The organism is Pseudoalteromonas sp. G4, from assembly GCF_028875915.1.
Taxonomy (GTDB): Bacteria; Pseudomonadota; Gammaproteobacteria; order Enterobacterales; family Alteromonadaceae; genus Pseudoalteromonas.
Window position 1 is genome coordinate 1 of record NZ_JAPEHW010000100.1, and the last position, 12,488, is coordinate 12,488.

A 12,488-nucleotide genomic window follows, 5' to 3' on the forward strand; every position below is an offset into this window, starting at 1 on the left:
TCATTTTCGTCGGGTCAACCTGTCTTTGAGCATATAAAAGAGCTGTTTCCCGCGACCATTGAACTGGCTTTTTATGCCTTAATTGTGTCAATTATTATTGGTGTTCCAGCAGGAATTTTATCTGCTGCCTATCATAAAAAATTGCCTGATCACACTGTTAACTCATTTGCGCTAATCGGGATTTCAACACCTATTTTCTGGTTAGCGTTAGTACTAATCATGGTTTTTTGTTTACACCTTGGTTGGCTTCCGATGAGTGGGCGTATTGGTTTGCTTTATGAAATCCCAGACACCACAGGTTTTATCTTAATTGATATTTTGTTAAGTGATATAGATTACAAACAACAAGCCCTTTTAGATGCATTTCAACATTTAACGCTACCAACTCTTGTGCTGGCAACTTATCCTACAAGCGTTTTAACACGCTTTACTAAAGATTCAACGCTTACCGTACTTGATAAGCCTTATATCAAAACAGCCCGCGCCAAAGGGTTAACCCGCTATGAAATTATCACTCGTCATGCGCTAAAAAACGCTTTATTACCAATTATTAAACAGATTGGTTTGCAATTTAGTACACTGATTACATTGGCAATGATTACTGAAGTTATTTTTTCTTGGCCAGGTGTAGGTCAATGGCTAATTAACAGTATTTACCAACGTGATTACCCTGCGATTTCAGGTGGCTTATTAACCGTTTCATTGTTTGTGATTATTGCCAATATTGCAGCCGATATTCTGCATAATTTATTAGATCCTGTTTCGAGAAATCAAAGCCATGGCCAAGTTTAAGTTATTTACAGAAGACTCAAACAAGTCGCCATTACGTCATTTATGGCGTAACTTTAAATCAAATCACCTTGCTTTGTTGGGTTTGTGGATCTTTTTATTCTTAACGGTGCTGGCCATACTTGCCCCATTAATTGCGCCTTATGGTATTAACGAACAACATAACAATTCGTTAATTTTACCCCCCTCTTGGGACGACCAAGGCAGTGTTAACTTCTTACTTGGTACGGATGGCTTAGGGCGTGACTTGCTATCACGTTTAATGAATGGTGCCACCACCACGTTTGGTTTAGCTATTGTTACCGCCCTTCTCACCACACTCTTTGGCGTAATTTTAGGTATTATGGCAGCACTGAGTAAAGGCTGGCGCTCTTCTGTATTAAATCATTTACTTGATGTGACGCTCGCTATTCCGAGTCTATTACTTGCCATTATTATCGTAGCAATTTTAGGCCCAGGCTTAATGAATACAGTGTGGGCGATTATTTTGTCACTGCTGCCACAATATATTCACTCCATTCGAAATATTGTAAGCCAAGAAATGAGTAAAGATTATGTAATTGCTCACCGCCTAGATGGTGCAAGTAAATGGCGTATTTTAGGTAAAGGCATTTTGCCGAATATTTATGAGCAAATAGTGCTGATCTTTACTATGTCACTTTCTACCGCAATTTTGGATATTGCAGCACTTGGCTTTTTGCAATTAGGTGCGCAGCCTCCTACTGCCGAATGGGGGGCAATTTTGGCGGAGAACCTTAGCTTAATTTACCTGGCACCTTGGACTGTTGCCCTTCCCGGTTTTTTACTCTTTATCACGATTTTATCGACTAATCTTGTTGGTGATGGTTTACGCCAAGCGCTACAAAAAAGAAAGGCCAGCTAATGCAATTACTCGATATTCGCAATTTAACCATTGAACTAGATACGGGTGATACCGTGATCCGCGCGGTTGACCGAGTCAGTATCAGTTTAAAAGAAGGCGAAGTGCATGCACTGGTGGGTGAGTCTGGTTCTGGTAAGAGTCTTATCGCAAAAGCATTAATGGGTGTGTTAAATGCGCGCTGGCGCATAACTGCCGATAGAATGCACTGGCGTGGTATCGATTTAATGCGTTTGAGTAATGAAAAACGTCGCCAGTTAATTGGTAATGAAATTGCCATGATTTACCAAGAACCCAGTAGCTGCCTTGACCCGACAGCCAAAGTGTATAATCAGCTGATTGAGTGTATTCCACGTAATAATTTAAAAGGTAACTTTTTACAAAAACGAAAAGCTCTGAAAAAAAGGGCAATGGCACTGCTTCATAAAGTAGGTATTAAAGAGCACGCCCATGTATTTGATAGCTACCCCCATGAATTGTCAGAGGGGATCTGTCAAAAGGTGATGATTGCAATGGCAATTGCTCGCTCACCTAAGCTGTTAATTGCCGATGAGCCAACAACCGCACTCGAAAGTACTACCCGAGCCCAAATATTCCGCTTACTGCGCAGTTTAAATCAACTTAAAAGTATGTCGATTTTGATGATCAGCCATGAACTTGCAGAACTCAGTGATTGGACCCATGGTTTGCATGTTTTGTACTGTGGTCAGATGGTTGAGGCTGGCCCTACACAAACGCTCTTTACCAAGCCAAAACACCCTTATACACAAGCATTACTAAAAAGTTTACCTGAATATAACCAAAGCCTTGCGCATAAAGCGCCGCTTTATGCGCTAAAGGGCACAATTCCTACGCTACAGCATTTACCTATAGGGTGTCGCTTAGGCCCGCGCTGTCCAAAGGCTCAGCGTGAATGCGTGGCTACGCCACTGGTATCTGATACCCATGGTCATACTTATGCGTGTCATTTTCCATTAAATATCAATAAGGAAAAATGCTAATGGAGCCAGTTTTGAAGGTTCAAGCTCTGCACAAACATTTTAATGTGCGTGCTGGTCTGTTCAGAACTAAGCAGTTTAATGCAGTTTCTGATGTTTCATTTTGTTTGGGAAAAGGTGAAACGTTAGCAGTTATTGGGGAAACCGGTTCAGGTAAAAGTACCTTAGGAAAAATACTTGCTGGGGCAGATAATTCTAGCTCTGGGCAAATTTTGCTGAATGGGCAAATTATAGAAGATGATGGCGGACGTGTGGAAAACACCAAAGATATTCGCCTAATTTTCCAAGATCCTATGAAAAGCCTAAACCCAAGCACACCAATTGGCAGTATTCTAAATGAGATTTTAATTTTGAATACTGAACTTGATAGCCAAGCCCGTCGCGAAAAAATTAACCAAACCCTGTTAAATGTTGGATTGCTTGCTGAACACCGTAACTATTACGCGCATATGTTCTCAGGCGGTCAAATCCAGCGTGTAGCGCTTGCTCGCGCGATTATTTTAGATCCTAAAGTTCTGGTGTTAGATGAAGCGTTATCTTCGTTAGACCCATCGGTACGCGCTCAGACGGTTAACCTATTATTACGCCTTCAACGCGAAACAGGATTGAGCTATATACTAATTACCAATCATCTAAGTTTGGTAAAGCATATGAGTGATAGCTTACTGCTTCTTCATAAAGGTGAAGTTGTTGAATATGGTGAAACTCATGAAGTGTTTAACAGTCCTCAAACCAAACTTGCAGAACGCATGCTCGCCTGCTAACAATTCAATGATTGCTCTTAATTAAATTTGAATCTAGTAGAAACAAAAAAAGCGCCAAATTGGCGCTTTTTTTACTAGCTAAACTTTATAAGTTTGGCTCTTGTGCAGCTACTGACGCTGTTTTTACATCAGCATTATCTTGTAGCGCTTTAATAAAGCCTTCATAGTGTTTATTTACTTGCTGACGAGCAATACCGTCACGCATTTGTTCACTAATTTCAGCTGCTGGCGCATCGTATACTTTATTTAGTACCACTAAGCTAACATCACCATTGCCTAATGTTACTAGCTCAGAGCTTTGCACTTCAGCACTTGGGGTTGGCATTTTGAATACCGCTTGAACAACTTCGTATGAAGGAGCAAACGATTGACGCTTCACGCCTGCAGTCGCGACTACTTCTGCATTTGCCTTCGCAGCAATATCACTCAATGCTGTACCTGCTTGTAAACTTGCATAAAGCTCTTGTGCTTTTTCTTTCGCAAGCTCGCTCGCTTTTTGGTTTTCAAGCGTAAGTTGAATACCTGCTGATACTTCTTCAAGTGGTTTAACTGCAGCAGCTTTATGTTCTTTTGCACGGATAAACACAATATGCTCATCAGCAACTTCAATTAGCTCAGAGTTAACGCCGTCTTCTAAAATCTCAACAGAAAATGCCGTGTTTAACACCTTAGGGTTATTAAGTGGCGCTGGTGCGTTATTACGTGAGAATAACTCAGTGCTCTTAACTTCAACACCGGCAGCTTCAGCTGCATCTGTTAAGCTATCTGCCACTTCAAATGCAAGATCAGCAACACGTGTTTGCACTTCATAGAAATGATTTAAACGCTTATCAAGCTCTAATTGTGCTTTAATTTCAGCAGAAACATCCGCAAGCTGTTTTACTTGCTCTGGTTCATAATCAGTTAGCTTGATGATGTGATAACCGAATTCAGATTTAACCACTTCTGATAAATCGCCCACATTTTCAAGTGCAAATGCGGCTGCTTCAAACTCAGGGTCCATCATATCGCGGTCAATCCACTCAAGATCACCACCGATTTCAGCACTTACTAAATCGTCTGACTTCTCTTTTGCAACTGCAGCGAAATCAGCACCATTTTGTAATTCAGCAAGAATTTCTTCTGCTTTAGCTTGCGCTGCTGCATCGTCTTCTAAGTTCTCAACAAGAATATGCGCTACACGGCGACGCTCAGGTTCCATGTAAAGTGCTTTATTCTCTTCATAATTTGCTGCGATTTCAGCATCTGTTACGGCTTCTTCAAGCGGTAGTTCTGTACCTTTTAGCTCAATGTAATCCAGCGCCACCATTTCAGGTGCCATAAATTGGTTTTGATTAAGCTGGTAATACTCTTTAATTTCATCTTCAGAAACCGTAACTTCAGATTTGAAATTTGCCGCACTCAATGTTACAGACTCAATATCACGTAATTGATTTTGTAATTTAACCGTTGCTGCTAATTCGTTTTCTAAAGTGAAATCTGTCGCAATTAATGCAGACGCTAGCTGGTTAAGTGTCATTTCTTTGCGAAGGTAATCACGGAAACCATCTGGCTGATAGTTCATCTGACGGATTACTTGCAAGTAGCGGTCGTTATTAAACTCACCAGCAACCTGAAATGCAGGAATGTTACGAATTTCTTCTTTGATTGCTTCATCGCTAACACGTAATCCAAGCTCTTGCGCAAGTTGCATTTGTAATTCTTGTTGTACTAAGCGCTGGATAACATTTTCACGCATACGTGCTGTGTATGCTGGGTCTGAAGCGATTTGTGAAAAATATTCACCAAATTGCTGTTCTAGACGGCTGCGTTCGTTCTCATAAGCACGAGCGAAGCTCATCTGGCTAATTTCCTTGCCATTGACAGTTGCAACAGGCGTTTCCGTAGGTTGACCTAAATAACTACCAATACCGGCAAGAGCAAATGATAAAATCACCAAGGTTAAAATGACTTTTGCCGTTGCACCTTGTGAACCTTCTCTGATTCTCTCTAGCATTGTTTTTTCTCTTATTTCTGTTTCAGTTAGTACTGAAATGACTGCATCACTGCCGAGTTTATTAGTGACTACATTCGTTAAACGTACATCTTTTGTACAACTAAGCGAACATAATTACAGGACGCTATATATGTAAAAAGCGCATCTTATCAGATGCGCCTTTTTACTTGAAGATTAAAATTGCTGTTTCAAAGGTTAATTTGAAAACGGCAAGTTTAGCCTTCTACAGTCAATTAGTTTACTGCGTCTTTTAGAGCTTTACCCGCTTTAAAAGAAGGAATATTTGCAGCAGCAATCTCAATTGATTCACCAGTTTGTGGGTTACGGCCAGTACGTGCTGCACGCTCACGTACAGAGAAAGTACCAAAACCTACTAATGCAACAGAATCACCGTCTTTTAGTGCACCTGTTACTGCTTCGATGAATGAATCTAACGCACGGCCAGCCGCTGCTTTAGAAATATCTGCATCTGTTGCGATTTGATCAACTAGTTGAGACTTGTTCACAATATCATCCCCTTCCATTGTTATTATTTAATCGTGGTTTATTACCACACAAAGGCTAAGTTAATGCACCAAAATAATGCGTTAAATTAACGATAAAAATTCGCGCTAATCACCGTCGTTAAAGGGCTAGCAAAAAATTACAGTGCCTAACTTAGCACAGAGATTTTATTTGAAAAGCCCTTTTCGATGGTTTTTGATGAATTTTTTTAATTTTTTGCCGTTTCGATTGAAAAACTAGCAATTGGCTCGGCTAAAGCAAGCTCTAACACCTCTTCAATCTGCTTCACAGGGTGAATTGATAGGCCTTCCATCACGTTTTCAGGAATTTCTTTTAAGTCTCGCTCATTCTCTTTTGGAATAATTACGGTCTTAATGCCACCACGGTGTGCCGCTAACAGCTTTTCTTTTAAGCCGCCGATAGGTAATACTTCGCCACGCAAGGTGATTTCACCTGTCATCGCAACTTCTGAACGTACAGGATTGCCTGTTAAGCTCGAAACTAAACCTGTTACCATTGCAATACCCGCACTTGGTCCATCTTTTGGCGTAGCGCCTTCTGGAACGTGTACGTGTATATCACGCTTTTCGTAAAAATCTTCGTTAATGCGCAGCGCTTCAGCACGACTGCGAACCACTGTCATTGCCGCTTGAATTGACTCTTGCATCACATCACCAAGCGAGCCGGTATAGTTTAATTTACCTTTACCCGCCATCGAAGCGCATTCAATTGTCAGTAAGTCACCGCCAACTTCGGTCCAAGCAAGACCCGTTACTTGACCAACTTTATTACTGCCTTCTGCTTTTCCGTAATCGTGGCGTTTAACACCTAAGTAGTCTTCAAGGTTATCTTCGTTAATAACCACTTGTTTAAGTGACTTATCAAGAAGGATATTTTTAACCGCTTTACGGCACAGTTTTGAAATTTCTCGCTCAAGACTACGCACACCTGCTTCACGGGTGTAGTAACGGATAATGCCGATAATAGCGCTATCTTCAATTGAAATTTCTTCGCCTTTTAAGCCATTACGTTTAATTTGTTTAGGAATTAGATGGCGAATTGCAATATTTAGCTTTTCATCTTCTGTGTAACCCGCTAAACGAATTACTTCCATACGGTCTAGTAAAGGCCCAGGAATATTAAAGCTGTTTGAAGTTGCCACAAACATAACGTCACTTAAGTCGTAATCAACTTCTAAGTAGTGATCGTTAAAACTGGTATTTTGTTCAGGGTCTAGTACTTCAAGTAGTGCAGATGCTGGATCACCACGCATGTCTGATGACATTTTATCAATTTCATCAAGCAAGAATAATGGGTTTTTAACGCCCACCTTAGACATGTTCTGAACAATTTTACCCGGCATAGAGCCAATGTAAGTACGACGGTGACCGCGAATTTCCGCTTCATCACGCACACCACCGAGCGCCATACGTACATACTTACGCCCTGTTGAGCGAGCAATCGATTGGCCTAAAGAGGTTTTACCTACACCTGGAGGACCTACTAAACACAAAATTGGCCCTTTTAATTTATTGGTGCGATGCTGAACCGCTAGATACTCGATAATACGTTCTTTAACTTTGTCTAAACCATAGTGATCGGCATCTAAAATTTCCTGTGCTTTAGCCAGGTCTTTTTTCACTTTAGAGCGTTTTTTCCACGGCACACCAATCATGGTATCGATGTAAGTACGTACCACGGTTGCTTCCGCCGACATTGGCGACATCATTTTTAACTTATTAAGCTCAGACTTAGTTTTGTCTTCAGCTTCGGTTGGCATTGCCGCTTCTTCAATCTTTTTAGTTAAGCCTTCAAATTCATCAGGGACATCGTCCATATCACCTAATTCTTTTTGAATCGCTTTCATTTGCTCGTTGAGGTAATACTCACGCTGACTCTTTTCCATTTGCTTTTTAACGCGAGAACGGATTTTCTTCTCAACTTGTAATACATCAATTTCACCTTCCATCAGTGCCATTAAGTATTCAAGACGTTCTTTTACATCTGCAAGCTCAAGTGCTTTTTGCTTTTCAGCTACCTTAAGCGGCATATGTGCTGCCATGGTGTCTGCTAAGCGCGCTGTTTCTTCAATGCCAGAAACTGAACTAAGTACCTCTGGTGCAATTTTTTTATTCAGTTTGACGTATCCTTCAAACTGATTAATTGCACTTCGCATAAATACGTCTTGCTCTGCTTCAGGAATTTCAGTGGATTGTAAAAACTCTGCGTTAGCTACAAAAAATTCTTCCGTAGATACAAATTCCTTCACTGCTGCACGTTGCGTACCCTCAACTAGCACCTTTACAGTACCATCAGGCAGCTTTAGAAGTTGTAAAATAGTGGCAACTGTACCCACTTCATAAATATCTGATGATTCCGGCTCATCAATATTCGAATCTTTTTGTGCGACAAGCAACACTTGCTTATCGTTGTCCATTGCGGCTTCAAGGCATTTTATTGACTTTTCACGGCCAACAAATAGCGGAATAACCATGTGCGGATACACCACAACATCACGAAGCGCGAGAACTGGAATTTCAATCGTATCGGTACGTTCAAGGGTCATACTTGTTCCTTGCGTAAAACTGGTAACTTAGGCTGCATTAAACTGTATTCAGTTTAGTCAGCGAATTATAAATTTTTAGATTAATTGTGAATATGGGGATCTCTTTTAAAGAGATCAATGCTTTTATAAAAAAAGGAGCCATTAGGCCCCTTTTTCGTTCAATAATCAGTCAATTATTCAGAAACTGCTTTGTCAGGCGTGGCATTTTCATAAATCAGAATAGGATCTGACTCACCTTTAATGACGGTTTCATCAATCACAACTTTTGATACCTCTTCCATTGATGGAAGTTCATACATAGTATCTAGTAACACACCTTCAACAATTGAACGAAGACCACGAGCACCCGTTTTACGCTCCATTGCTTTGTGAGCAATTGCTTTAAGCGCATCTTCGCGGAACTCTAACTCAACATTCTCCATTTCGAAGAGAGATGCGTACTGTTTTGTCAGTGCATTTTTAGGTTCACTTAGAATTTGAACAAGTGCTGCTTCATCAAGCTCACCTAAAGTAGCAACAACTGGCAGACGACCAATAAATTCTGGTATTAGACCATATTTTACTAAATCTTCTGGTTCAACATCTTGGAACGCTTCTGTTAGTGAACGTTTCGAATCACTTGATTTAACGTCTACACCAAAACCAATACCGGTATTTTTAGTACTGCGAGCTTCAATTACTTTATCAAGGCCTGCAAAAGCACCACCACAAATAAAGAGGATCTTAGAGGTATCTACCTGTAAAAATTCTTGTTGTGGGTGCTTGCGACCACCTTGCGGCGGCACAGAAGCAACTGTACCTTCAATCAGTTTAAGCAATGCTTGCTGAACACCTTCACCTGAAACATCACGAGTGATTGACGGGTTATCTGCTTTACGAGAAATCTTGTCAATTTCATCGATATACACAATACCACGCTGTGCTTTTTCAACGTCATAATCACATTTTTGCAGTAGTTTCTGAATAATGTTTTCAACATCTTCACCCACATAACCTGCTTCAGTTAATGTGGTTGCATCAGCCATCGTGAATGGCACGTCAAGTAGCTTCGCCATAGTTTCAGCAAGGAGTGTTTTACCACTACCTGTAGGACCGATAAGTAAGATATTACTCTTACCTAGTTCCACTGGGTTCTTGCCACCTAAATGACGTAGGCGTTTGTAGTGGTTATATACCGCTACCGACAACACTTTTTTCGCGTGTTCTTGACCAATAACATAGTCATCTAAGTTACCGCGAATTTCTTTTGGTGTTGGTAAACTATCTTGGCTTGCTTGTGCTGGCGCAATATCTTTTATTTCTTCACGAATAATGTCATTACACAGTTCCACACATTCATCACAGATATACACTGATGGCCCTGCGATAAGTTTACGAACTTCGTGCTGGCTTTTACCACAAAATGAACAGTACAATAATTTACCGCTCTTATCGCCGTCACTTCGATTTTCAGACATTAAGCTACCTCTTAATATTCTTCTCGACCTTTATGTTTTTAAAAACAAAAGGTAACTAATTTACAACGAGCTTCTTTACCAGTATGGCAAAGGATTTATAGCAGCGCTAAATATTAATCTCGTTGTGAAAGTATGCCGTCAACTAAACCATAGTCAACTGCTTGTTGAGCACTCATAAAGTTATCACGATCAGTATCGTTTGCGACAACTTCAAGTGGCTGTCCTGTGTGCTCAGCCATTAATCTATTCAGTTTATCTTTAATTGATAAAATTTCTTTAGCATGAATTTCAAAATCAGAAGCCTGACCTTGGAAACCACCAAGTGGTTGGTGGATCATCACGCGTGAATTTGGTAAACAAAAACGCTTACCTTTTGTACCACCTGATAATAAGAATGCACCCATACTAGCCGCTTGACCAATACATACCGTACTGATATTTGGCTTGATAAAGTTCATTGTATCGTAAATTGCCATACCCGCCGTTACTGAACCACCCGGCGAATTAATATAAATAAAAATGTCTTTTTCAGGGTTTTCTGATTCTAAAAACAACAATTGGGCAACAATTAAATTTGCCATATTGTCTTCAACTTGACCTGTTAAAAAGATAACACGTTCTTTTAATAATCGCGAGTAGATGTCGTAAGAGCGCTCACCTTTAGCTGTTTGCTCAACAACCATTGGTACTAATGCATTTAAAGGATCGAGTGGGTTATTTAACATTATTAATACTTTCCTTTTGTGCTAACAAAGTCCAAACCTAGTTTTGTTAACATATGACGCTGAAACAATGCGGAATTCACATTCCAACTGATTATCAGATTACCGGCAATAAAAATGGCCCGGTACAAACTGCAAATTTTGCAGAGATACACGAGCCATTTAATCGTTAGCTAACGTTTAAGTCAATGACTTATTGCGCAGCTTGTGGATTCATGATGTCATCAAAGCCTTTAGCAACTTCTGAAACAGTTGCTTTTGCAAGTACTGAATCAATTGCAGCTTCTTCAAGAGCTACGTTACGCATTTGTTGCATTAGTTGCTCGTTTGACTTGTAGTATTCAACAACTTCAGTTGGATCTTCGTATGCAGAAGCCATAGTTGCGATTAGCTCTTCAACTTTAGCGTCATCAGCTTTGATCTCGTTTGATTTGATTACTTCACCTAGAAGTAAACCTGTCTTCACGCGAGTTGCCGCTTGATCTTGGAAAAGCTCAGCTGGAAGCTCAGGCATGTTTTTAGCGTCGCCGCCAAAACGCTGTGCAGCTTGCTGACGAAGTACATCGATTTCTTGAGCGATAAGTGCTTTAGGCGCATCAATTTCGTTTGTTTCAAGAAGACCTTTGATTACTTGATCTTTAACCTGCGCTTTAACAGCTTGGTCAAGTTCACGGCTCATGTTCTTCTTAACTTCTTCTTTAAGTGCGTCTAGGCCGCCTTCTGAAATACCGAAGTTAACAGCAAACTCGTCTGTTAGTTCTGGTAATTCTTGAACTTCTACTTTGTTTACAGTGATAGTGAACTGTGCTGGCTTACCTTTTAGGTTCTCAGCGTGATACTCTTCAGGGAAAGTTACGTCAACAACAACTTCTTCGCCTGCTTTCTTACCAACGATACCATCTTCAAAACCTGGGATCATACGACCTTGACCAAGTTCTAATGGGAAGTTTTCAGCTTTACCACCTTCAAACTCTTCACCGTCGATAGTACCAACAAAGTTAATTGTTACACGGTTATCAGCAGCTGCTGCTTCTTCAGTTTCAACCCAAGTAGCATGTTGCTTACGAAGTGTAACTAGCATGTTTTCAAGATCAGCGTCAGTTACTTCAACAACTGGCTTTTCAACAGCGATTTTTTCTAAATCTTTGATTTCAACTTCTGGGTAAACCTCAAACGTTGCAGAGAACTCTAAATCTTTACCTGCTTCAAGCGCTTTTGGCTCAAATGAAGGAGCACCTGCTGGGTTAAGTTTCTCTGCGATTACAGCATCAATGTACTGACGTTGCATTAGGTCACCAGCTACTTCTTGACGAACTGCTGCACCGTAACGCTTGTTGATGATAGACACAGGTACTTTACCTGGACGGAAACCATCTACACGCTGTGTTCTAGAAAGTTGTTGTAAGCGTTTTTTAACTTCAGTATCAATGTTCTCAGCAGGAACAGTGATCGTAATACGGCGCTCTAGGCCTTGAGTAGTCTCAACAGAAACTTGCATGTTTTACCTCAATCTTTTTAATTTGGCGTTTCTACGCCTTCCTTTACCCAGTGAGAGTTTATTAATATTTTTTGCTAAACCCTGTGCCCACTGTGGAATAAACCTAATACCAATCTGATAATCAAACCCTAAAATTTGCTTACCAGATTGGTATGAAGCGTTTCAAGTTAAACTTTAGACGCGGCATTATAACGCAATAATTGAGATAGTCGAGTATCCTAACGAAATTATTAAAAATGGTTAGAAGTATCAGTATTTTTAAGGAAATTAAGCTGTAAATTTAGAATTTTTTGAGAGAGTAAAGTGGTCGGCGT

At 40.4% G+C, this 12,488-nt stretch carries 10 protein-coding genes; 4 read left to right on the forward strand and 6 right to left on the reverse strand.

Annotated features, from left to right (window positions below; genetic code table 11):
• From ON073_RS18710 to ON073_RS18725, 4 genes are all read left to right on the forward strand, one after another.
• Nucleotides 1-792 (forward strand): ABC transporter permease subunit (locus ON073_RS18710; RefSeq protein ID WP_274763401.1); only part of this gene is annotated, 792 nt, incomplete at its 5' end.
• Nucleotides 779-1,672 carry an ABC transporter permease subunit gene (locus tag ON073_RS18715; protein WP_274763402.1) on the forward strand — a complete coding sequence of 298 codons (894 nt, stop codon included), beginning with the start codon at nucleotides 779-781 and terminating at the stop codon, nucleotides 1,670-1,672. The genes ON073_RS18710 and ON073_RS18715, both read left to right, overlap by 14 nt.
• Nucleotides 1,672-2,670, forward strand: coding sequence for a peptide ABC transporter ATP-binding protein (locus tag ON073_RS18720; protein WP_274763403.1), 999 nt, complete (start codon nucleotides 1,672-1,674; stop codon nucleotides 2,668-2,670). Before ON073_RS18715 ends, ON073_RS18720 begins: the two co-directional genes overlap by 1 nt.
• The gene (locus ON073_RS18725; protein WP_274763404.1) at nucleotides 2,670-3,431 is read left to right on the forward strand and encodes an ATP-binding cassette domain-containing protein; all 762 of its coding nucleotides are present in this window, start codon (nucleotides 2,670-2,672) and stop codon (nucleotides 3,429-3,431) included. The genes ON073_RS18720 and ON073_RS18725 overlap by 1 nt, the downstream gene beginning before the upstream one ends.
• Before the next feature lie 85 nt (nucleotides 3,432-3,516).
• On the opposite strand, the gene ON073_RS18730 is transcribed toward ON073_RS18725, so the two are convergent.
• The 6 genes from ON073_RS18730 to tig all read right to left on the reverse strand — a co-directional run bounded on the left by ON073_RS18730 (nucleotide 3,517) and on the right by tig (nucleotide 12,174).
• Nucleotides 3,517-5,427 (reverse strand): SurA N-terminal domain-containing protein, encoded by a 1,911-nt coding sequence (locus tag ON073_RS18730; RefSeq protein WP_274763405.1) that lies wholly within the window; start codon nucleotides 5,425-5,427, stop codon nucleotides 3,517-3,519.
• 233 nt (nucleotides 5,428-5,660) lie between these two features.
• Entirely contained in the window at nucleotides 5,661-5,933 is a 273-nt protein-coding gene (gene hupB / locus ON073_RS18735; RefSeq protein ID WP_274763406.1) for a nucleoid-associated protein HU-beta, read from the reverse strand.
• 206 nt (nucleotides 5,934-6,139) lie between these two features.
• A complete protein-coding gene (gene lon, locus ON073_RS18740; RefSeq protein ID WP_274763407.1) occupies nucleotides 6,140-8,497 on the reverse strand; it encodes an endopeptidase La in 2,358 nt (785 codons plus the stop codon).
• A 173-nt stretch (nucleotides 8,498-8,670) separates the two neighbouring features.
• Nucleotides 8,671-9,954 carry an ATP-dependent protease ATP-binding subunit ClpX gene (clpX, locus tag ON073_RS18745; RefSeq protein WP_274763408.1) on the reverse strand — a complete coding sequence of 428 codons (1,284 nt, stop codon included), beginning with the start codon at nucleotides 9,952-9,954 and terminating at the stop codon, nucleotides 8,671-8,673.
• Nucleotides 9,955-10,067: 113 nt separating this feature from the next.
• The gene (gene clpP, locus ON073_RS18750; protein ID WP_274763409.1) at nucleotides 10,068-10,679 is read right to left on the reverse strand and encodes an ATP-dependent Clp endopeptidase proteolytic subunit ClpP; all 612 of its coding nucleotides are present in this window, start codon (nucleotides 10,677-10,679) and stop codon (nucleotides 10,068-10,070) included.
• A 190-nt stretch (nucleotides 10,680-10,869) separates the two neighbouring features.
• On the reverse strand, nucleotides 10,870-12,174 hold the full coding sequence (gene tig / locus ON073_RS18755; RefSeq protein ID WP_274763410.1) for a trigger factor: 1,305 nt from the start codon (nucleotides 12,172-12,174) through the stop codon (nucleotides 10,870-10,872).
• Nucleotides 12,175-12,488: the final 314 nt, after the last annotated feature.

Excerpts from the sequence above, each read along its gene's own strand:
- ON073_RS18715 (WP_274763402.1), top strand. The coding sequence starts at position 779 with ATGGCCAAGTTTAAGTTATTTACAGAAGACTCAAACAAGTCGCCATTA.
- ON073_RS18720 (WP_274763403.1), top strand. The coding sequence starts at position 1,672 with ATGCAATTACTCGATATTCGCAATTTAACCATTGAACTAGATACGGGT.
- ON073_RS18730 (WP_274763405.1), bottom strand. The coding sequence starts at position 5,427 with ATGCTAGAGAGAATCAGAGAAGGTTCACAAGGTGCAACGGCAAAAGTC.
- lon (WP_274763407.1), bottom strand. The coding sequence starts at position 8,497 with ATGACCCTTGAACGTACCGATACGATTGAAATTCCAGTTCTCGCGCTT.
- clpP (WP_274763409.1), bottom strand. The coding sequence starts at position 10,679 with ATGTTAAATAACCCACTCGATCCTTTAAATGCATTAGTACCAATGGTT.
- tig (WP_274763410.1), bottom strand. The coding sequence starts at position 12,174 with ATGCAAGTTTCTGTTGAGACTACTCAAGGCCTAGAGCGCCGTATTACG.
- clpX (WP_274763408.1), bottom strand. The coding sequence starts at position 9,954 with ATGTCTGAAAATCGAAGTGACGGCGATAAGAGCGGTAAATTATTGTAC.
- ON073_RS18725 (WP_274763404.1), top strand. The coding sequence starts at position 2,670 with ATGGAGCCAGTTTTGAAGGTTCAAGCTCTGCACAAACATTTTAATGTG.